The organism is Coleofasciculus sp. FACHB-542, assembly GCF_014695825.1.
Classification (GTDB): Bacteria; Cyanobacteriota; Cyanobacteriia; order Cyanobacteriales; family FACHB-T130; genus FACHB-T130.
This window is the reverse complement of the sequence record NZ_JACJPB010000057.1, coordinates 87,835-108,067: the sequence shown is the minus strand read 5'-3', so window position 1 is coordinate 108,067 and position 20,233 is coordinate 87,835. Positions and strand designations below refer to the sequence as shown.

Genomic DNA, 20,233 nt, shown 5'->3' with positions numbered 1-20,233 from the left:
CATTTCATGGCTAATGGCTAATGGCTAACGGCTAACGGGCAATTAGCCAGTCTTCGATTCGGATTAACTCAGCATTTTGCCGGTGACAGACAGCCCTTCCACAATCAGAGATGGGGTATAGACCGAACCATTCCACTCGGCGTCGCCTCCCAATGCCACTAGCTGCTTGAGGGCTGCGTATACGTTACCTGCCACCATCGTATCTTTTACCCTGCCGACCACCTGACCGTTCTTGATCCGGTAGCCCAGGTCAACGTTAATCGAGAAGTCCCCCGAAATCCCAGAACCGCCTCCCAGCATCTGATCTACTACCAGCCCATCACCCATCTGCTGCATTAAGCTCAGCAGATCCCCAGTTCCCGGATGAATCAGCAAATTAAATAGCCCCGGTGTCGGGTAACTACCTAAACCGGGACGAAACCCGTTTCCAGTAGTCCCGCTACCCAGCTGGCGTCCGGTCGTGCGGTCGGTATAAAACAGCTGCAAAATGCCGTCTTTGATAAATTCCAGATTCCGCGTGACCGTGCCTTCATCATCAAAAGGACAGCTAAACGGCCCAGATTCTGGGTTTTGGGTAATGGTGAGGGCTTTTGAAGTCACGGGTTCGCCCAAGCGATCGCTCCACGGCGAAGCCCCCTCAAGGGTTCGTTTCCCATTCAGTGCAGCTGAGAGGGTTCCCCAAAGCATATCCGCTGCTTTGGCGGTAAATAACACGGGCACGCGACCGATGGGGGGTGAAATGTTTTCTTTCGCCCACGCTAACCGCTGCAAAATTTGGTTTGCCAAGGCGACCGGATCGAGGCTATCCCGCTGGGTTTGTCCATCGCCAACGCTCAAGAAATCATCCCCCCGTACCCATTCGGCTGCCAGATAACAGCTGAGGGTCGTATCGGTATAGCGACAATCCAATCCTTTGGTGTTGACAAGGCGCGTCGTTTCTGCTTCGCATTCCCATTGAGCGGTGCAGAGGACTTCTGGGTAGGCATCTCGGACGAGGGCGATCGCTTCTTTGCCCATTAATATCAGCTCCTCGACGGGCATAAACTCGCCCAAGTCGGGATACTTAGATGCCCGTCCCTCAGTCAATTCCACGGTTTCCACTCCGTTGAGTGCCGACAAAGCGATCGCTCGATCTACCAGTGCTTGCGGTTCCACAGGGCCATAAGCAACGGCTAAACCCGGACGCCCTTCTCGCCACAGCCGCAACGCCGTCCCTTCTGATTGGGCACTTTCCAGTTGTTTGAGCCGGTTGGCTTCAAAAAAAACTGGGCGAGAAAGCGATCGCGCTTGATAAACCTCCGCTTCCTCGGCTCCAGAACGAGTGGCTAACTCCAATAACTGCTCTGCTAGCGTCTCTTGTGGTAAATCGTTAAAACCCATATTCTGACCGTGGAATTTATTGATGGAACCGCCAAGACGCCCTCATAAAGTCAAAGTCAAAAGTGCAAAATTCTGTCGCTCAGTCTCAACATCCGCGCTTTTACTCCGACTTTTATGCTTGTCTGAGAGCCTTTTTTTATGTCTTTGTCTTCTATTCTCCCAGTCTGGTTGCGAAACCGAAAGATTTACTTTGGAATCAATTTAACTTAGAGGCAATTCTTGCATTAGCCAAAAACCCGCAAAGGATTCTGATTGCGGATCGGACTGAATCGCTAAAAAATGCAACATCCCAGCTTTTCGCTTGGCGTCCTCAAAGTTTTCGGCTTCCGTCAAAGTTTTTGAATCTTTGATACTTGCCAAAATCCAGCTATTACTCTCACCCGTCTCTAAAAGCAATCTAGGCGGTGTGTTCCGATTAAATTTCAGGAACGCCGGTTCAATTCCCGACATCCAGCCAGCCATCGGTACTGCTCTGGGAGAGAAAATCACCACCCCTGGAATCTGCGTCTCCGGTGGCAAAGGCGCGAAATCTCCTAATCCAATAAGTGGAAAAGCTTCTCGAAAGCCGATGTCCCACTCGTGCATTTCCTCAAAGGCTTCCGCTGACAAGGTTACAAATGCCCACTTTTGCCCAACCAGCGCATCCGGTAAAGGTTGGGGCGGCTGGGGTTGGTATTGGACAGAGGGATTCGGGGCAACTCCTTGGTAGCCTGGTTGCTGGGGATAAACGTCCTGCATCCGCTCTTGCAGCCACCGATACAGTGTAAAAGTTCGACGGCTCAGCTGAGCGGAAATGCCCAACTCATCGCAGGCTTTCACAATCATTTTGGTCATCGGGCGGCGGAAGAAGCGGATTTTTTGAGGAGGTTCAGCTGCTCTAGCGATCGCTTCTTCCAACGTCGTTCGCAGCCAGATCGAATTTACCGTGCTATTGGGGCAAAACTCGGCGTAACGAAACAGGGACTCAGGTTTGGTGCGGATATCCAACGGACTTTCGCACACCAATAATTCCCAAATCTTTTTCTGTTGTTCGTCCAAAATTGGACGCGAATAAAAATCTAATTCCCAAACTGTTCCCATGCCGCGCCGTTAAAATCTGGTCACTTCCTTCATAATACGTTTGAAGCATCCTTTTACTCATGATTTACATCGACGGTTCCTACGGAGAAGGCGGCGGACAGGTTTTACGGACTTCCCTCAGCCTGGCGGCGATCGCAGGTCATCCGATCCGAATCGGGCGGGTTCGGGCGGGACGCAAAAAGCCCGGACTCGCTGCCCAACACTTAACGGCTGTGCGTGCCGCTGCTGCCATCTGCGGAGCGAAAGTGCAGGGGGATACGTTAGGTTCAACGGCTTTAGAGTTTATTCCGGGTGATTCAATCCAACCGGGAAAATACACGTTTGATGTCACCGAAGCACAAGAAGGCGGTTCGGCGGGTGCTGTCACTTTGGTTTTGCAGACAATTTTGCTGCCTTTAGCGATCGCGCAGGGAGAATCGCAGGTGACGCTGCGCGGCGGCACCCATGTCGCCTATAGTCCCGCTTATACCTACATCGAGCAAGTCTACTTGCCTCTGTTACGTCAGATGGGAGTGGAAGCTGAGGTGAGGATACGCAGTTGGGGGTGGTATCCCCAAGGCCAAGGAGAAGTGGAACTTCGCGTTAGCGGTAGGGGCGTTAGGGGTAAGAACAGGGAAATCCAACCATTGCGAGGGATTAGCCTTCTGGAACCTGGAGAATTTCAGCAGGTGCGGGGGATTGCTGTGGTGACACAACTTCCTTCCCACATTCCCCAACGGATGGCTAGCCGCGCCGAGAATGTGTTGCATCAGGCAGATCTCAAAGCCACTGTCCAACCCTTACGGGAAAGGGGTATCGCACCGGGGGCGGGGATTTTCCTCACCGCTGAGTACGAGAATAGCAAGGCTTTCTTTGGTGCTTTGGGACGTCTGGGACTGCCAGCCGATAAAGTTGCCGATATGGCTTGTCAGGAGTTGCTGGATTTTCATAACACTGGCGCACCCGTCGATGTACACCTGGGGGATCAGTTGCTATTGCCAGCGGCTTTAGCTGACTCGACGAGTCAATACCGAGTGGCGGAGATTAGCACCCACCTAACGACCAATGCGTGGGTGATTGAGCAGTTTGGGTTGGCATCAATAACGATTGATGAAGTCGATCGTCGGGTGACGGTAACACCCAACCCCGATAGATGAGTAGGGATAGTTAGCGATCGCTTCTAAATTTCCAGTTAATTTAAACACGACAACGGCTCCCATACTGCTAATATTGCCCTCATCGCCGCAGACTTTGATGTTCACTGCTGCAACAAAATGGACTAATGGCTGACCTACCTCCTTCATTGCCACCAGGGTGTGTTCTCCGACCAGCCCGTGCGGAAGAAAAATGGTTAATTCAGCAATTATTATTAGAATTTACAAAATCTGAGGCTTTAAAATTTGATCTGAGAGTTTTATCTTTCAATTTCCTAATTTTGATTGCCTTGACTTTTTTCATGCTAGCAATCATACAAATTATCAAAATTCTTGCTTCTAATTTCTTGCTCGGAATTCTTTTGTTTCTTATCCTTGCACTTCTTTTTATTGTTACTCTTTGTTTAGCAGCTTCCTTTATTCTATTTTTCTTCTCAATTTTTACCTATGCTTTTGTCAATTGGTCGCGGTTCTGGGTCATTGAATGTAATGGAAGCTTAGTAGCTTGCGGTGAAATAAACGGTTACAGTACGCACTCTATGCTGTATTACTTATTTGTGAAACCTGTTTGGCGCAGCCAGCACCTGGGTTCCTATCTAGTGAAGCGTCTTGTTCAAGAAGCGACCCACCCCCTCTATTTAGTCTGTAAGCCTAAATTAGTACGATTTTATTCGCAACTTGGCTTTACGATTGTTCCTTGGCAAGAAATCTCACAGCCTCTCAAATCAAGTTTTCACATTTTCCAACTAGATACCCTAATTAGTGGAAATGTTTGGACAGTTATGCGGTATCAAAGTTAGAAAAATCAGGGATTTTACAAAAATCCCTGATTTTTGCGATTGAATTCTTAAGGAACATCAATCGGAATCAAGGCATTTTCAGGCACATAGCTACTAAACCGTTCGCCATCCGCTAAGATAGCTACCATCCGCAGCGGAAAATCTGGACCGATTTGCAAATCTGCCCAAGGAACTGCCACTTCCAAACACTTATTTAAACCCACTTGAGCGCGGCTAAACCGAGGATGCCACTTGAGATGTTCCCCAGCCTCCTCAAACTCAATCGTGTGAGTCAGTAAGTTAATCCCTAAATGGTGGTGGAACAGATAGTTCAGTGGCGCTTCGTCAGGTAAATTTTCCAGCGGAATGGGGCTATTGTGCATTGTTTGGTTGGGATAGAACCACAGCAAATGCAACTCAGGCGGACAGCCTTTACCCGGTTGAATGCCGGTCTGGAAGTCCAGCCGTAGATAGAAGTTAAGGTGATCCACGCCGTACCAAAGACGCTGAATGGCACTGCTCTTGTGCATCGTACCCCGCGATCCGCCCACATCAATCCGACCAGCGCGATCCCAATCCTGTTCGTCACCCAGTCCATCGATGGTGGGATGAATAAAGCCTTGGGGTCGATGGTCTCCCCGCGCTTCGTGAGCTTCTACGGGTTGGCGCAAGTTCGACGGGATCGGCTCATTTAAAGCTTGGTAAATCGCACACAGGTGTTCCCGGAACAGCTGGTCGAACATGGCATCTTGGTTTGAGGAATGACCTTCGCCAAACCACCAGAACCAATCGGAACCTTCTGCGGCGTACAAAGCTTCCCAAACTTCTGGATTGTTTTCCTCGGTTGCTTCTGGATGGCTAGCCAAGACTTTCCGCGCATCTTCTAAGAGATCCCAGGCGCGATTTTTGGCGGGATCGCCAATCCAAGTTGTAAAGCTGCCATCGACCCAAGAGCCGCTGTGCAGCTGCTCGGCGGGGATGGTTGCCTTGGGAGGGAACTGGTCTAGAAATTCCGAAACCGTGACCAATTTCAGCTCTGAGTGGTCGCTCAGCGTTTGATAAAGAGCTTCTAAGAAGGGCTTACCATCCAGATGGTAGTGTTCCCAACAGTTTTCGCCATCAAGGGCAATGTTGACCAGCCACGGTTGTTCTAGGGCTGTACCGCCTCCTTTCTGGCGGTGTTTCAGGGTGCGAGCGATCGCTTCCAAATGCCCGACTAAGTCGGTGGCGGCGCGGCGCGGTTCCATCGCTCCATAAGTAAAGCCAATTAAATCTGATAATCGGTGATCCCGAAACACGATCGCTAAGTCGCCGAACTCGGTTTGCAGCCGATAAGGTTGATACAGTAATTCGGGTTCGTAGACATTCCCCGCGCCGTCGCGATGGAAAAATTGCTTCTTAGACCAACCTAAGACGGCTTCATCGGAGCAGATCCACTTATATCCCTGCTTGGCGATATAAGGCAAAATTTCGGGGCTAACCGATTGTTCTGACGGCCACAAACCACGCGGTTCTTGCCCAAACCGATCTTTATACATATCCCAAGCTTTTTGGAGATGTCTGGGGATATCTTCAGCCCACTGGAAGCGCTGCTTCGGCAAGGTCATGTTGGGCACCGCCACCCGACCGGAGTTGGTATCGTTCAGTAAGGGCAAAATTGGGTGCGTGTAGGGCGTTGTCGATACTTCCAGTTGCCCTGCTTCTTGCATCTGCCGGTGCTGCGGAATGATGCGACTCAAGATTTCTCGTTGTTTAGAGAAAATTCGCTGGCGATCGCTTAAAGTAAAGTTTCTTCCCTGCTTCAACCAGCCCTCAATCTCTGGATCGTCCCAAAACAAAGGATCGATCCACGCCAGATTATGCCAAGCGAGCAAATCGCTGTAATCTTGCGGATTCCAATTTGTCCAACACCATTCTTCCCCCTTTTCTTGACGTTGCCCGTACAGTTCTCCGTAGCGAGGATGAGGGTCAATTAAAGTATGGTGATTGGCATCAAAAAAATGCTCAATAATAAATCTTTTTTGTTCATCACTCAGTTGCTGTTCCGGCGTCAAAGCTGCTGCTAAGTACGGGTCCATCGCCGTGCCAGCAACATAATCCTCTAACTGCAAAATCAAAGATGGCACGAGATTAACCGTTTGATGCAGCTTCGGATAACGAGCCAGCAGCAGCACTAAATCTAGGTAATCTTTCGTCCCATGCAGCCGCACCCACGGTAAACGATACTGATTGACTGCGCGGCTTTTGTACAGAGGTTGATGTTGATGCCAGATGAAAGAGATATAGAGAGGATGGGGCATAGGGAAAGTAAATAGTAGAAACTAAAAAGGCAAAAGAAATATCTGTTCTATTTCTTTTGCCTTTGGCTTTGAAAAGACTGGTTCAATTAAACTAAAAAGGCAAAAGAAATCAGAAAAAATCTTTTGCCTTTTACCTTTTGCCTTTAAAGGACTTGCTCAACTTCGGCAATTTCGGGGATAAATTCACGCAAGCGGCGCTCAATTCCCATTCTCAGCGTCATTGCTGAACTAGGGCAAGATCCGCAGGCTCCTTGGAGGCGTAGCTTCACGACTGGACCGTCGATGTCTACCAGCTCAACGTTACCACCATCGGACATTAGGTAAGGGCGCAGTTCATCCAAAACTTGTTCGACGTTTTCTGAAGTCAGTGCCAGTGTTTGTGACATGGTTAGTTTACCTTATCGAATCTTTCTTTCTATTGCTGCTATGTTGATCCTAGTTCACGCAGAGATAAAAACTCATCGCGAAAATGGAGAACACTGGGGACAGCCGAGAGGGTATCGTAACGCGGACCGCCTATACCGCTGCTGGTTCCAGTAACTTGACGTTCGCGTAGTTGAACTCGGTGGTCGTTTTTTGACCTTGCTCATTCGCGTGAATTACCTGCTTGGTCATCACGTAGTAATCGCCGACTTTCTCGAAGGTATCCTCAAATTGCATTTCTCTGAGCAATTCACCTGTCTGAGGATTCCGGAAGACAACATCGTAGCGACTGGCGGCGTAGCCTTCTCCGGTGTCTAAACTTTCAGCGGTATCGATGACAAATGCCATTCGACCCATTACCCGACTCACCTGGCAAATTTCAGTGCCTCGGATTTTGTAGTTAGATCCCATCGCATCGCCTTTAACCAGAATTTCCGTAGCGCCGCTGGCGTCCGTTTCCCCCAGGTTAAATTCGTTCTTGCCGTGAGCTTTGTCAAAAGACCCCCGCTTGCGGTGGGTGACAATATCCCTGAGCTGAGTATAGATGCTCTCTTGCACCGTTTCGTCTTCGATGCCGGTAACTTCAACAGTCATGTCGCTGTTGATGCGAATTTTGCCTTTGTAGACTTCATCACCTTGCTTGAGTTCTACATCAGCACTATATCCTGGGAAATTAGTATCCCAGGTGTAGCGGTTTTCGTAGGCAGCCCGAAACAAGTCACGAGCATTTGCTTGCTCAGTCATAGACTCTTACTTTAATCAACTTCTTTCCTAGTGTAAAAATGTTTGCAGAGTAGTGACACGCTTTGGCGACACAATTCGCTGAAAACTGGGGTTAGCAGAAAAATCCGATAGCGTCGCTGTACCCACCTAGATTAATAGCCCTATTGAACCCGTCTGTGGCGTAGTCATCATCACTGAAGCTTGATACAGGGGTACAGTGACCATGACTGTTGAGCCGAGTCCTTCGCCGTAACGATGAACATGAATATTGCCAGCCATTGCTTCAAGCAGTTTTTGAGAGATTGTTAGTCCGAGTCTCGTCCCCGCATCGGGAGTTGTGTGAGATCCATTCACTTTACCGAACAATTGAAACTAAGGCACCGGCTTATGTCCAATTCTTTTCCCAAACTTTCAACCGTTTGCTGAAAATCGCTTTTAGATTGAGTGTGCGATCGCTCCTGTTAGCAATTTGGTTCAAAGTTTTGGTACGGTTCGGAAATTGGCTCAGTCATAGAATCCTGTTGACCTCGCAGGCGATGTTGGCGTGCTTGCTTTCTCAAAATTTCATCGTAGAGCCTGAAACTACCAGCAAGCAGCTTGTTTGTGCTTTCAACTGGTAGAGCCAACTCAACCCAATTTCATCAATCCCCGAAAGTGGCACCTACATTAACAATCCATCGAACCTGTCTGTTGTGTTGAAATCATTACCGGCTCTTGATACAGAGGCACGGTGAACGTAACTGTTGAACCCAGACCTTCGCCCATACTGTAGAAGTTTACGACCCCACCCATTGCTTCTACCAGCCTTTGAGATATTGCCAATCCCAATCCGGTACCACCGTACTGTCTAGTGCGAGAGCCATCCACCTGGCTAAATGATTGAAATAGTTTGTCTTGCTTGTCAAGGGAGACACCAATCCCCGTATCGGCGACTTGGACTTTCACGACGCCTGGACATTCCTGTCCTCCAAACTTAAGTTTCTTTTTACTGACCTCGGCACTGACCGTGACGCCGCCTTCATGGGTAAATTTGATTGCATTCCCTATCAGGTTTAACATCACCTGGAGCAGCCGCTGGTAGTTGCCATACAGGATAATTTCATCGTAGGTAGATGGCATTTGAATGCATAAGCTCAGGTTTTTCTGCTGCGCCTGATTCTGGGTAAATTCCTCGACATCCCCGAATAGTTCTTCCAGCTTCACCTGTCCCAGTTCCAGCTCCATTTTGCCTGCTTCAATTTTGGCGACATCGAGAATGTCATTGATCAGGTTGAGGAGATGTAAAGCTGAACGGTAAGCATCTTGGATAAAATCCAGTTGCTCTTCTGGCTCGTCTACCGTCCCATCTAGGATCAGCTTCAGGGAGCCAATCATGCCGTTTAGCGGTGTCCGAAGTTCGTGGGAAGTATTTGCCAGAAACTCTGATTTAAGGCGAGAAGCTTCTTCTGCTTGTTCGCGGGCTTCTTCTAATTCTTTATACAGGGTGGCGTGAGCGATCGCGGTTCCCACCTGATCTGCCAGTTCTCTAACTAACTCAACTTCGGCATCGTTCCATCGCCGAGTGCGATCGCACTGTTGCAAAGCGATGACGCCATTTGGCTGGTTTTGATAGCAGGTAGAAACGACTAATACCGATTGTTGCCCAAACGCATTCACCCCAGCCTGTTCTACCACAACTGGCTCGCCTTGTGTCTCCAGTGCTTGCCTTAGATAGGGTTGCTCGGCAAGCTGTAACTGTTGTCCCAGCATCGACCGAAACGTCTCCTGGCAATACTCCGCCACCACCTGCACTTTGGGCTTAGAACTTTCGTAGTTGCAGATGATGCAGCGACTAACGTTAAGCGCTTCTCCTAGCCCTCTAACCGTTTGCTGCCAAATGGTATCTAGATCGAGCGTGCGACGGATATTCCTAGCAATCTGACTCAGCAGTTTTTGGTACTGATCTGGACTTGACACAGTTGACTCGAAAGTTGGCAGTGAGACATTAACAGGAGCCGCCATCAGAGTATACCTGTAAACTGCAAAAGGAGAAGAAGCTAATGATTACCAGCCGTTTTCTGTGATAGATACAACCTCAAAAGACTTGCCCTGCGGCTAAAGTCTACATCTAGAGTGTTCTTTATTTTGCATTAATCGTTCCATTCCCCTCTTGGAGGCACGGGCGGATTCCTCTCTAGGTTCCGAGTCAGTTCATCATCTCGATCTCGTTCACCTCTAAGCCACTGCCGAATTGCCGTCTCAATGACCTTACTCGGATCGTTGGTCAGGTGCTTAATTTGTGCTAACAGTTCAGAATCAAGGTGGATAGAAATTTCCACCTTTTCGGCTGAACCCTGAGAATATCTGGCCCGATCGTTCATATCAGTGCAGTGATGACATTTCCAAGCAAAACCAACGCGGAAGAGGATGCGCCGTCTTTCCATGCTAACTGCTGATGCAAGCAACGCAGTCAGTAGAATGCCGCTCCTATCCTAATGGGCAACAAAATTTTGCAATTCCGATCCCTAGTATGCATTCTGACATTCTCTGGGCGCTAACTGCTAGTTGGCAATAGCGCTCTATTTTCTGGTGAGGGCGGCTGCTCCTGAAGCATTGCCACTTTTCGGTAGAGAAGTCGTTCTCTCATCAGAAAATTACCCTTTTTTTAAAGGTTTTTCATCAGAGCAGTTTTTGCATGGATTTAATTCCAATGTGCCCTAATCTACTTGAATACACAAGATTTCTTTTTAAGTCTTTAGATTCACAATACCTTTTGCTGTGTTCTCATCACCCTCCCGTGCCAAATTAAATGGTTATCGCTTCGCTTGACTGACTGTTTGACAGTTACTCAGTCCTCCTTCCTCAACCCTCAGTCCTCCTTCCTCAACTCTCAGTCCTCTGTCCTCCCTACTCAACCCTCAGTCCTCAGTCCTGCATCTATTTTTATCGCTGTCTCTGATTTAGGTAAACCGCGCAGATTTTCTACTGTATAGTCATCGAAGGCGGTAACTGTCCTACTCAAAGTTAAAGAATTGTTTCACGTTGACAGTTAGGACATATCTGCGGCTGTCCTAACTGCCTGGGCATCGGAAACATTACAATATTTGAAGTCCGCTAAACTTTTCAATTGCCGTTCGTGCCTTTTTGTTTGGCTATGACTGACGTACCTGTTTCTCGCATTCGTAATTTCTCGATCATTGCCCACATTGACCACGGAAAATCCACTCTGGCGGATCGCCTCTTGCAGTTTACGGGCACGGTGCAAGATCGGCAGATGAAGGAACAGTTCCTGGACAATATGGATTTAGAACGGGAGCGCGGCATTACGATTAAGCTGCAAGCTGCCCGAATGAACTATACCGCCAAGGATGGTCAACAGTACGTTCTAAATCTAATTGATACACCTGGTCACGTAGATTTTTCCTACGAGGTGTCGCGTTCTCTGGCTGCTTGCGAAGGCGCACTCTTGGTAGTGGATGCCTCTCAAGGGGTGGAAGCGCAAACGCTTGCCAATGTTTATCTTGCCCTTGAGAATAATCTGGAAATTATTCCAGTATTAAATAAAATCGATCTCCCTGGAGCTGAGCCAGATCGGGTAAAGGGAGAAATTGAAGAAATTATCGGACTGGATTGTAGCGGTGCAATTCTCGCTTCTGCAAAAGAAGGGCTTGGGATTGACGAGATCCTGGAGTCGATCGTTCACTTAGTCCCGCCGCCGATAGATACGGTGTCCCAACCGCTGAGAGCTTTAATTTTTGATAGTTACTATGACAGCTATCGGGGTGTAATTGTATACTTCCGGGTGATGGATGGTACGGTCAAAAAAGGCGATCGCGTTCGTCTGATGGCGACCGGCAAAGAATATGAAATTGACGAATTGGGTATCCTTTCCCCGACTCAGAAGCCGGTAAACGAACTGCACGCCGGAGAAGTGGGCTACCTAGGAGCGGCAATTAAAGCGGTGGAAGATGCTCGCGTAGGAGACACCATTACCCTAGCGAATGCCCCTGCTAGCGAGGCATTGCCCGGTTACACCGAAGCGAAGCCGATGGTCTTTTGCGGCTTGTTCCCCACCGATGCTGACCAATACCCAGACTTACGGGAAGCCCTGGAAAAACTGAAATTAAATGATGCGGCGTTGAACTACGAGCCGGAAACGTCCAGCGCGATGGGGTTTGGCTTCCGCTGCGGCTTCTTGGGCTTGCTGCACATGGAGATCGTCCAAGAGCGTCTAGAGCGGGAATACGATTTAGATTTGATTATCACCGCTCCTTCGGTGGTCTATCGTGTGATCACCAATAAGGGAGAGGAAGTTTACATTGATAATCCCAGCCACCTACCGCCGCCGAACGAACGGGAAAAAATAGAGGAGCCTTATGTCAAGGTAGACATGATTACCCCAGAAGTCTATGTAGGGACTTTGATGGAGTTATGTCAAAATCGGCGTGGTGTCTTCAAAGATATGAAGTATTTAACGCAGGGGCGAACCACGCTGACTTATGAGTTACCCCTGGCGGAAGTGGTGACGGACTTTTTTGACCAAATGAAGTCCAGAACTCGCGGCTATGCCAGTATGGAATATCATTTGATTGGCTATCAGGAAAATCCCCTGGTTAAGCTAGATATTTTAATCAACAACGACCCCGTTGATGCCTTGGCGATGATTGTGCATCGGGATAAGGCTTACAACGTAGGACGTGGTTTGACAGAAAAGTTGAAGGAACTGATTCCCAGGCATCAGTTCAAGATTCCGATTCAAGCCGCGATTGGCAGTAAGATTGTCGCCAGCGAACATATCCCCGCTTTGAGAAAAGATGTGCTTGCCAAGTGCTACGGCGGTGATATTTCTCGAAAGAAAAAGTTGTTGCAGAAGCAGGCTAAAGGGAAGAAGCGCATGAAGTCGATTGGGACGGTTGATGTACCGCAATCAGCTTTCATGGCAGTGTTGCGCCTGGATCAAGAGTAGCGCTTGGATTGAGACTACTGAATTGAGACTTACGCTGGATTTTTAAGCTTAGCTTGGAAATCCAGCGTATTTTCATAGCTTGGCGTCTTACATAGGGTACTATTCCAGGCTGAGAGTGGGAAAGGAACGAACTTGAGGCGAAGAAATGAATGCCGAGGAGCGATCGCTAATCTTTACGATATCTTCATCGATATCTTTATAGATTTATTGAAAATGCAGGTACATCTGGACACCGTCGCATGGCAAGGTTAGTCTAAGATGGATTCCAACTCTTAAAAGACTCAATTGCCAGATGAGAATTTTAGTCACAGGTGGTGCTGGTTTTATCGGTTCCCATCTGATCGACCGGCTAATGACGCAAGGGCATGAAGTCATTTGCCTCGATAACTTCTATACCGGACACAAACGCAACATCCTGAAGTGGCTGGATAATCCATATTTTGAACTCATCCGTCACGACATCACCGAACCGATACGCTTGGAAGTGGAGCAAATTTATCACCTAGCTTGCCCCGCCTCTCCAGTACACTACCAGTTCAACCCAGTAAAGACCGTGAAAACGAATGTCCTGGGTACACTGAATATGTTAGGACTGGCAAAGCGGGTGAAGGCGAGATTACTCTTGGCTTCCACCTCAGAAGTGTACGGCGATCCTGAAATCCACCCCCAGACTGAAGAATATCGCGGTAATGTCAATACGATAGGAATTCGCTCCTGCTATGACGAAGGCAAGCGAATTGCAGAAACACTGGCGTTTGACTATTATCGCCAGAATCATGTAGAAATTCGAGTCGCGCGAATCTTCAACACCTACGGCCCTCGAATGTTAGAAAATGACGGTCGAGTGGTTAGCAACTTTGTAGTGCAAGCTCTGCGGGGTACCGCCCTAACCGTTTATGGTGATGGTTCGCAAACCCGAAGTTTCTGCTACGTTTCAGACCTAGTGGAAGGGCTGATGCGGCTGATGAATGGCGAGCATACGGGACCGATTAATTTAGGGAATCCCGATGAATATACGATTTTAGAGCTGGCTGAGGCTGTCCAAAAGATGGTGAACCCAGACTCGAAGATTAAGCTTGAGCCACTGCCAGAAGACGATCCTCGCCGACGGCGTCCGGATATCACGCGGGCAAAGACTTGGCTGGATTGGGAGCCAACAATACCCTTGCAAGAAGGGTTACAACTGACTATAGAAGATTTTCGCGATCGCTTAGCTTCTCTGCCGGAGAATCGCATCCCCAGCGATTCGTGAATTAGAGTCCTTTGTCAAAAGTTAATTATCAATGACTTTTAACAAAGGACTACCCAACAGAATCGTACCCCCAGAACTGTCATTCCAATTTTTTTGAGGTTTACTCCTATGCGTGTTTGCGTAATTGGCACTGGATATGTTGGCTTGGTCACGGGTGCCAGTCTTGCTCATATTGGACATCATGTCATCTGCGTTGACAATAACGAAGAAAAAGTCAAGTTGATGAAGGCGGGACAGTCCCCGATTTATGAGCCAGGACTGTCAGAAATTATGCAATCGGCTTCCCAGTCGGGGCATCTTGAGTTCACTACCGATTTGGGTGCTGGAGTGGCTCATGGAGAAATTTTGTTCATCGCAGTAGGGACGCCCGCTTTGGCAAATGGTGAAAGCGATACCAGATATGTTGAAGCCGTTGCCCGTGGAATTGGCGCTCATCTTGACGGTGGTTACAAAGTCATTGTGAATAAATCCACAGTGCCAATTGGTTCTGGGGACTGGGTGCGGATGATTGTACTTGATGGCGTTCTGGAACGCCAAAAGTCCCTAGTGGGAGCTGGTGGCGTTGTTACCGAGGAGTTGACACTAGAAACAACTCCTCAGTTTGATGTTGTTAGCAATCCAGAATTTTTGCGCGAAGGTTCAGCGGTTTACGACACCTTTAACCCGGATCGGATTGTGCTGGGTAGCACCAATCCGAAAGCGATCACCATGATGCAGGAACTCTATGCTCCCATTGTCGAGCGCCAGGTGGCAGAAGACAAATCCTTACCGCAAGTGCCCGTCGTGGTGACAGACATCAACTCTGCTGAGATGATTAAGTACGCCGCGAATGCCTTCCTCGCAACCAAAATCAGCTTTATCAACGAAGTTGCCAATATTTGCGATCGCGTGGGTGCTGATGTTACCCAAGTCGCTAAGGGCATCGGTTTGGATTCTCGGATTGGGAACAAGTTCTTGCAAGCTGGGATTGGCTGGGGTGGTTCCTGCTTCCCGAAAGATGTCTCGGCTTTGATTCATACCGCGGACGACTACGGCTATGAAGCTCAACTGCTCAAATCTGCTGTGAGTGTCAACCAGCGCCAGCGCGTGATTGCGATCGAAAAACTGCAACAGGCGCTAAAAATCCTCAAAGGCAAAACGGTGGGATTGCTAGGTCTGACTTTCAAACCCGATACCGATGATATGCGCGATGCTCCAGCGCTCAATCTCATCGAGCAACTCAACCGGCTGGGGGCGAAAGTGAAAGCCTACGATCCAATTGTTTCTTCAACTGGGATGCGTCATGGGTTAACCGGCGTGATGGTGGAAACCGATCCCGAACGGCTGGCTGATGGCTGTGACGCCCTTGTGTTGGTGACAGACTGGCAGCAGTTCCAGACCCTAGACTACAGCAAAATGTCTAAGCTGATGAACAACGCGGTGATGATTGATGGTCGTAACTTCCTCAACCGGAAGGAAATAGAAAGCGCCGGTTTCCAATACATCGGTGTTGGTCGCTAGGAAAAGTTTTGAGTTAGGGAGTTATGAGTTATTAACTCATAACTCCCTAACTCTTTGCCTGACTTGGTGCCAGATTAGACCAGCGACAATTAATCCCAGACCCATTTGCCAGATTTGCGGCTCTACCCAGAAAGCCAGGAACAGGCAAGATCCTAGACCTGCCCAGGCTATCCATTTGGGATAGAGCCGTTCTGAATCTGGCATTTTTAATGCTGCCAGATTAGTAATTGCGTAGTAAATCAAGACGTTAAAGGCACTGAATGACCAAGTCGTTTTGACATTGCCAAGCAGAACTAAAAGGGCGATCGCAATTCCTACCACGACCACCGCTAAATCGGGTGTCGTTCCTTGCCGATTTAGCCGTGCCAAAATTCTGGGCATATCCCGGCGTCTTCCCATCGCCAGCAGCACGCGGGACAAACCCAAAATCAAGTTTAATAGTACCCCCAGCATCGCCGCGATCGCACCAATTGATAAAATCGCCGCACCTCTTGAACCGGCAACGCTGCGAACTGCCACCTCGAGGGGTGCTGCCTGTGCCTGGGTTGCTTTGCCCAAAATTTCTGTCCCGACCGCCCCAATGCCAACCGTTGCCACTGCCATGTAAAGCAGCATTGTCACCCCCAGGCTAACAATCATCGCGATTGGAATTGTCTTCCGGGGTTCCCGTGCTTCCTCGCCCAACGTGGCAATCCTTCCATAACCCGTGTAAGCCACAAACATCAGCGCACTGGCTTGGAGTACCGTCGCCGGAGAACCTTTGAAAAATGGCGTGAGATTTTCTGTACCAATCTCTGTGGCGCGGGGTAAACAGATAAGGACAAAGAAAATTAAAGAGAGCAGCGACACCGACACGATGGCAATATTGACGCGATTAGAGCGGCGAATCCCGCTCAAAACAATTAAAGTCATTAAAATCGCCGCAGCTAGCGCCGTGGGAATCAGAAATCCCCGCCCATACAAACCCGTCGCATTCAGCAAGTAGCCAGCAAAACCTAAAGCTGCCGTTGCTGCTGAAGCAGTTTTTGCCAAGAGAAACATCCAGCCTGCGGTAAAACCCAGACTCGGATTGAGATACTTGTAGCCATATTCGTAGCTGCCACCGCTGACGGCGTGATTCGCTGCTAACTGGGCACTATTGAGACCGTTGCAGGTTGCCACAACGGCTCCAATCGCGATCGCCAAAATTACCGCCGGTCCTGCGATTCCGGCGGCAATGCCGATGCTGACAAACACGCCCGTGCCTACGATCGAACCCAAACCCATCATCGTGGCACCCAAAACCCCTAACTCTCTCTGAAGCTGCGGGGGTGAGGTTCCAGCAGTCACAAGATATCTCCCAGATAACACTACTGTTATCCTAAGGCTGAGAGGTTAAGACACAGTTGTGCGATCGCTGACCTTTACGAATTAAGGATAGAAAAGGGGTGTTCAACCACCGCTCCTTATCCCTTTTCCTTTTAACGCGGTTCTGACCCTGCGATTGCCTACTAACCGATGACGATTGACTAAAATCAAGGGTTATTGGGAACGCGCTCGATTTGGGCATAGCCACTGAAAATTAGCTTATCTCCTTGGGTTTCCAAGCGGTTAATTCGCATGGTTACGCCGTCGAGATTAAAGCGATCCAAATCGACCATGTTATCTAAAATTTCCGCAAACGCCGATGTCAAGGTCTGAGAAATTTCCCGTGATTCTTCTGGAACCGCCTCTGGTTGAAATTGGGGATCTTTAAACCGAATGCGACGCCGCCGTTCCACGCTTAAGGTTGATTTCATGCTGAGTGGCACCAATCCTTTTTCGCCCAAATCTGCCTTTGCAAAAATTTGCACTTGGTTTTCGGGCAGCAGCTGTACTTGGACTTCGGTAAAGGAAACGGACTGACCGCCAGATAAATCTGTCAAAGCTGGTGTGGAAATATCTTGCAGGCGCTTCTGCACCAGTTCTGCCTGAAAGGATTGGTTAATATCTGCCTGGGTTAGCGTCACCTGTACAACTGCCTGGGTGGGTTGCTTAAGGCGAATCTGACCTTGCATTACACAACTGAAGTCAATCGAGACGGCGTCTGTCTCAAACGACATCTCCTCGGTGCGAAACTCGCGGCGAATCACAAGACCACTACCGCTCATTTTGAAGCTGTCAATACTGCCCTGCAAAAGCTTGCTGGAGGGATAGCAGCGAACAGCAACTTCCACAGACTCACTCTGGGTAAACATGTGGCGAATAGTCTTGCTAGCGACTGTATTGAGGAGGCGTTCTCCCCAATCAGTGCCAGTATTGTTTGTGAAACCAGTAAGGCCGCCTAACATAATGTTTCGCGTCCATAAGAGTGCTTACTCTCTTGTTTGTAACAAAATATTAACAAATAAGCAAGAAGACCTAAGACAGAGAGAACCCCAGAGAGCCTACTGCTTAAGGTTATCAGCCGGAAAATGGCGCGATTGATAGAATTTTCTGAATTTTCCAATTAGTTACAACAATTAGAGTCGCAGATGTGAGCAGATCGCCCTCTTGATGCGCGATCGCCTACAACATCACTAGGTGCTGCAAAGACTCTGGGCTGAAGATCCCAGATTACTGCCAAAAGTTGCAAAGTATCATTGGAGACAATTAAATTTCACAATCTCTAGAGTCTTCCGATGCCAGTAAGGGCAGGGCTTCCCTACTCCTTATGACAGATACACGAAAATTACTTGGAGTGTGGCAACGAAAGCATCATGACTCAGACTAGGGAAATTTTGAGCGACTGGTGTGGGATGAACACTGTTCTGTATTCTTAAGTTGACGGCGATGACACGGATCATTATTCGATATTACGATCCTAGCTATCCCTATCTAGAACGGGCTATCCGTTCGATTCAGGGAGATTTTGATATTGTTGTATACGATGATGGAAGCAATATTTTTCCTAATTTGGCTGCTGTTAAAAATAGATGCCAAATTAGACGACTAGAGCATAAAGGGCCAGCTTCTACGCTGATACAGGCTCTGGCTGATGCAAAAAGAGAAAATGTAAAACAAGTATTTATTCTAGATGGGGATGATGAGGCGCTAGAGAGTTTACCAAGCTTTCTCAATGCATCCTTAGCATTACCTTATACAGCGGTTATCGGGCAGTTCAAGGATGTGCCTTCCCCAATTTATCAAGCCCAGGGAAATGAATTATTTCGAGAAGCGATCGCTAATTTAAAATTCTGCCCTCCCTGCTTCAGCCTCAAGATTGGAGACTGGGTACAAGACTTGCCCCGCATCTTCAACCTAGTGCAAACCGAATATCTCTCAACTGGCACTTTATTTTTAAGCTTATTCCTCTCTGGTCAAACCGGGATTTCTGTTGCTGAACAAGTGATTATCTGGAGACAGCACGAAGCCCAAACTTACAGACATCACCACCAGGAAAGGCATTTAACAGTACAGAGAATTTGGCAAATCTACCATCAAAAAGCTTTCGAGGAATATAGCAAAATCTTGCATCTCAATCCCTATGATGCTGTTGCTTATTACAATCGGGGTAATACTTGCTCCAGACTTGGCGATGGGCAAAAAGCAATTGAGGATTACACTCAGGCGCTGAATATCAATCCTAATTTTCCTGAAGCTTACACTAATCGAGGTGTCGCACGCTTCGATTTAGGAGATACTCAAGGAGCAATTGACGATTATACTCTGGCATTGCAGCTTAATCCTAACTTTGCCGCCGCCTACAATAACCGGGGGAATGCCCATTCTAAATTGGGTAACTATCCAGAAGCAATCGCCGATTTGCAGACATCTGCTCAAATTTTCTCTGTTCAAGGGTATATAAGTAACTACCAGGGATTGCAAAACCTCTTAGCTGAAGCCTATTTTAAAATGGGAGCAAGATTGTGGATGCAAGAACAGATTGAACAAGCGATCGCTTGTTATCAGAAAGCGCTGGAAGTTAAACCTGACTTTCCTGAAGCCTACTACGATTTAGGCATGATTTTCCAGCAAAAGGGTAGAGTTGCCGAGGCAATGAGCTATTACCGTAAACTCTTAACAATCAAGCCTGAATTTTCAAAAGCTCGTTATCAAATTGAGACAATATTGAAAGGTTATCAATTTTCTACAGACTGGTTTAGCCGCAACCTTGATATTTTGAATGAGCATCTTAAACCTTTATCTAAAATACCTGGATTAAATATTTTAGAAATAGGCAGTTGGGAGGGGCGATCTACTTGCTGGTTTTTAGAAAATATTTTAATAGATAGTTCTAGCCAAATTACCTGTATAGATACCTTTGCAGGTAGCTTAGAACATCAAAGATATGATTGTGACTATCTAAGCTCTATAGAAGAGCGATTTGACTTTAATATAAATCGTACGGGTGCAGCGGAAAAGGTACGAAAAATAGTAGGTAAATCTCAACAAATATTGCGTTTGTTACCCTTGGGTTTTTATGATTTAGTTTACATTGATGGCTCCCACCTAGCCAGCGATGTTCTGGAAGATGCAGTTTTAACTTGGGCGCTTGTTAAAGTTGGCGGCACGATCATTTTTGACGATTATGATTTTATTTTCGCAGAAAATTCCTTTCAAAATACTAAGGTGGGGATAGACGCTTTTGTGTCAGTATTTTCCGATAAAATTAAATTCATCCATAAGTCTCATCAAATTCTTCTAAAAAAACTTTTTTCTTAGACTTGGTTGTTTTTAGTTCCTGAAGACAATCCTGGTTGAGATAAGTTATAACAACA

At 47.8% G+C, this 20,233-nt stretch carries 15 protein-coding genes and 1 pseudogene; 6 read left to right on the top strand and 10 right to left on the bottom strand.

Annotated elements, in window-relative coordinates; translation table 11 throughout:
- Positions 1–63: 63 nt before the first annotated feature.
- Together H6F52_RS23725 and H6F52_RS23720 are read right to left on the bottom strand one after the other, a co-directional pair.
- Positions 64–1,380, bottom strand: coding sequence for a TldD/PmbA family protein (locus H6F52_RS23725; RefSeq protein ID WP_190436794.1), 1,317 nt, complete (start codon positions 1,378–1,380; stop codon positions 64–66).
- A 201-nt stretch (positions 1,381–1,581) separates the two neighbouring features.
- On the bottom strand, positions 1,582–2,460 hold the full coding sequence (locus tag H6F52_RS23720; RefSeq protein WP_190526457.1) for a Tab2/Atab2 family RNA-binding protein: 879 nt from the start codon (positions 2,458–2,460) through the stop codon (positions 1,582–1,584).
- A gap of 59 nt (positions 2,461–2,519) precedes the next feature.
- Between H6F52_RS23720 and rtcA the strand changes: the two genes are divergently transcribed.
- Together rtcA and H6F52_RS23710 are read left to right on the top strand one after the other, a co-directional pair.
- Positions 2,520–3,596, top strand: coding sequence for an RNA 3'-terminal phosphate cyclase (gene rtcA / locus H6F52_RS23715; RefSeq protein ID WP_190428751.1), 1,077 nt, complete (start codon positions 2,520–2,522; stop codon positions 3,594–3,596).
- Positions 3,597–3,721: 125 nt separating this feature from the next.
- Positions 3,722–4,393 carry a GNAT family N-acetyltransferase gene (locus H6F52_RS23710; protein ID WP_190536923.1) on the top strand — a complete coding sequence of 224 codons (672 nt, stop codon included), beginning with the start codon at positions 3,722–3,724 and terminating at the stop codon, positions 4,391–4,393.
- A 47-nt stretch (positions 4,394–4,440) separates the two neighbouring features.
- On the opposite strand, the gene H6F52_RS23705 is transcribed toward H6F52_RS23710, so the two are convergent.
- The 6 genes and pseudogenes from H6F52_RS23705 to H6F52_RS23680 form a co-directional block, all read right to left on the bottom strand.
- The gene (locus tag H6F52_RS23705) at positions 4,441–6,672 is read right to left on the bottom strand and encodes a glycoside hydrolase (RefSeq protein WP_190536922.1); all 2,232 of its coding nucleotides are present in this window, start codon (positions 6,670–6,672) and stop codon (positions 4,441–4,443) included.
- A gap of 143 nt (positions 6,673–6,815) precedes the next feature.
- Complete coding sequence (locus tag H6F52_RS23700; RefSeq protein ID WP_190411328.1) at positions 6,816–7,058, bottom strand: NifU family protein; 243 nt, start codon at positions 7,056–7,058, stop codon at positions 6,816–6,818.
- 130 nt (positions 7,059–7,188) lie between these two features.
- Positions 7,189–7,839 (bottom strand): DUF3386 domain-containing protein, encoded by a 651-nt coding sequence (locus H6F52_RS23695; RefSeq protein ID WP_190411327.1) that lies wholly within the window; start codon positions 7,837–7,839, stop codon positions 7,189–7,191.
- Between the two features lie 126 nt (positions 7,840–7,965).
- Complete coding sequence (locus H6F52_RS23690) at positions 7,966–8,172, bottom strand: hypothetical protein (protein WP_190428746.1); 207 nt, start codon at positions 8,170–8,172, stop codon at positions 7,966–7,968.
- A 312-nt stretch (positions 8,173–8,484) separates the two neighbouring features.
- Positions 8,485–9,759 (bottom strand): annotated as a pseudogene (locus tag H6F52_RS23685) (ATP-binding protein); the annotation flags it as partial.
- Between the two features lie 188 nt (positions 9,760–9,947).
- A complete protein-coding gene (locus H6F52_RS23680; protein WP_190411356.1) occupies positions 9,948–10,178 on the bottom strand; it encodes a type II toxin-antitoxin system CcdA family antitoxin in 231 nt (76 codons plus the stop codon).
- Between the two features lie 773 nt (positions 10,179–10,951).
- Here H6F52_RS23680 and lepA point away from each other — a divergent pair.
- The 3 genes from lepA to H6F52_RS23665 all read left to right on the top strand — a co-directional run bounded on the left by lepA (position 10,952) and on the right by H6F52_RS23665 (position 15,515).
- A complete protein-coding gene (gene lepA / locus H6F52_RS23675) occupies positions 10,952–12,763 on the top strand; it encodes a translation elongation factor 4 (RefSeq protein WP_190411324.1) in 1,812 nt (603 codons plus the stop codon).
- A gap of 292 nt (positions 12,764–13,055) precedes the next feature.
- Entirely contained in the window at positions 13,056–14,015 is a 960-nt protein-coding gene (locus H6F52_RS23670; RefSeq protein WP_190526465.1) for a UDP-glucuronic acid decarboxylase family protein, read from the top strand.
- A 108-nt stretch (positions 14,016–14,123) separates the two neighbouring features.
- Positions 14,124–15,515, top strand: coding sequence for a UDP-glucose/GDP-mannose dehydrogenase family protein (locus H6F52_RS23665; protein WP_190536921.1), 1,392 nt, complete (start codon positions 14,124–14,126; stop codon positions 15,513–15,515).
- A gap of 36 nt (positions 15,516–15,551) precedes the next feature.
- Here H6F52_RS23665 and H6F52_RS23660 read toward each other — a convergent pair whose 3' ends face one another.
- Together H6F52_RS23660 and H6F52_RS23655 are read right to left on the bottom strand one after the other, a co-directional pair.
- The gene (locus H6F52_RS23660) at positions 15,552–16,844 is read right to left on the bottom strand and encodes an amino acid permease (protein WP_190536920.1); all 1,293 of its coding nucleotides are present in this window, start codon (positions 16,842–16,844) and stop codon (positions 15,552–15,554) included.
- 185 nt (positions 16,845–17,029) lie between these two features.
- Positions 17,030–17,824 (bottom strand): DUF2993 domain-containing protein, encoded by a 795-nt coding sequence (locus H6F52_RS23655; RefSeq protein WP_190411320.1) that lies wholly within the window; start codon positions 17,822–17,824, stop codon positions 17,030–17,032.
- Between the two features lie 481 nt (positions 17,825–18,305).
- Here H6F52_RS23655 and H6F52_RS23650 point away from each other — a divergent pair, with 481 nt between their 5' ends.
- The gene (locus tag H6F52_RS23650; protein WP_190536919.1) at positions 18,306–20,177 is read left to right on the top strand and encodes a tetratricopeptide repeat protein; all 1,872 of its coding nucleotides are present in this window, start codon (positions 18,306–18,308) and stop codon (positions 20,175–20,177) included.
- Positions 20,178–20,233: the final 56 nt, after the last annotated feature.

Bases quoted from the DNA above. Each gene is read 5' to 3' on its own strand.
- H6F52_RS23725 (WP_190436794.1), bottom strand. From the start codon at position 1,380: ATGGGTTTTAACGATTTACCACAAGAGACGCTAGCAGAGCAGTTATTG.
- H6F52_RS23720 (WP_190526457.1), bottom strand. From the start codon at position 2,460: ATGGGAACAGTTTGGGAATTAGATTTTTATTCGCGTCCAATTTTGGAC.
- rtcA (WP_190428751.1), top strand. From the start codon at position 2,520: ATGATTTACATCGACGGTTCCTACGGAGAAGGCGGCGGACAGGTTTTA.
- H6F52_RS23710 (WP_190536923.1), top strand. From the start codon at position 3,722: ATGGCTGACCTACCTCCTTCATTGCCACCAGGGTGTGTTCTCCGACCA.
- H6F52_RS23705 (WP_190536922.1), bottom strand. From the start codon at position 6,672: ATGCCCCATCCTCTCTATATCTCTTTCATCTGGCATCAACATCAACCT.
- H6F52_RS23700 (WP_190411328.1), bottom strand. From the start codon at position 7,058: ATGTCACAAACACTGGCACTGACTTCAGAAAACGTCGAACAAGTTTTG.
- H6F52_RS23695 (WP_190411327.1), bottom strand. From the start codon at position 7,839: ATGACTGAGCAAGCAAATGCTCGTGACTTGTTTCGGGCTGCCTACGAA.
- H6F52_RS23680 (WP_190411356.1), bottom strand. From the start codon at position 10,178: ATGAACGATCGGGCCAGATATTCTCAGGGTTCAGCCGAAAAGGTGGAA.
- lepA (WP_190411324.1), top strand. From the start codon at position 10,952: ATGACTGACGTACCTGTTTCTCGCATTCGTAATTTCTCGATCATTGCC.
- H6F52_RS23670 (WP_190526465.1), top strand. From the start codon at position 13,056: ATGAGAATTTTAGTCACAGGTGGTGCTGGTTTTATCGGTTCCCATCTG.
- H6F52_RS23665 (WP_190536921.1), top strand. From the start codon at position 14,124: ATGCGTGTTTGCGTAATTGGCACTGGATATGTTGGCTTGGTCACGGGT.
- H6F52_RS23655 (WP_190411320.1), bottom strand. From the start codon at position 17,824: ATGTTAGGCGGCCTTACTGGTTTCACAAACAATACTGGCACTGATTGG.
- H6F52_RS23650 (WP_190536919.1), top strand. From the start codon at position 18,306: ATGACACGGATCATTATTCGATATTACGATCCTAGCTATCCCTATCTA.